We start from the raw sequence: 743 nt of genomic DNA, 5'->3' as shown, positions 1-743 counted from the left end.
TTATTGTCGACGTGCTGCCCGTTGTAGTTGACGCTGTAGTTGCGCATTACGTCCAGGCCATCACTGAAGGTCTTGGCATCACTGGCGGAGATATCGTGCCCCGCATCCCTGGTGTTGCGCCCACCTTCCGAGGTTTGTGCCGAACTGCCAGAGCTGGCGTTGTAGTCCACACCGCCATGAAGATCTGCTTTACCGGATGCGCCGAAGACGACCTTGCCGACCGCGCCAACCACCGACCTATCAGTGTCGACACCCACTGAGGCCCTGGCGCCCATATTGAGGTTGCCTGACCTGGCCTTGGTTTCATGTTCAGCATAGCTTTGGTCGAAGGTGATGTGATTGCGTTTCGCGTGCGCCTCTACGACCGCAATCGCCTTGTTCATGCGCTGCGCATCGACGGTCGACATCCCGGACTGCGCCGCCATCGTTGTGCTGTCGCTGTTGCCGAACTGGTCGTGGAACTGGCGCAGCTTGCCGCCGGTTTCGGTAACCGCGTGATTGTAGCCCTCCAGCGCCGTCTGGGTCTTCACCTCGCTCTCCCGCGTCAGCTTCTGGGCGGCCGAGGCGCGATGGTGGTCGAAGTTGATATCGACCGGCAGTTTCGACATCGCCTCCCCGGTCTGATACACATGCTGGCCATCTGCGGTCCGGGTTTCGGTGGCGCCATTGCCCAGCTGCGTGGTGGTCTGACCGCTGCGCCAGACGCGGTTCAGGTCGGTCTTGAAGCCGTTGACGTTGTCGAC

At 61.0% G+C, this 743-nt stretch carries 1 pseudogene; it reads right to left on the bottom strand.

Annotated elements, in window-relative coordinates:
• Positions 1–743, bottom strand: a pseudogene (locus AC4PR2_RS29350) (hypothetical protein); the annotation flags it as partial.

The organism is Serratia sp. A07 (assembly GCF_058725505.1).
Note: the sequence above shows the minus strand (reverse complement) of the source record. Positions and strands in the feature narration are given on the sequence as shown.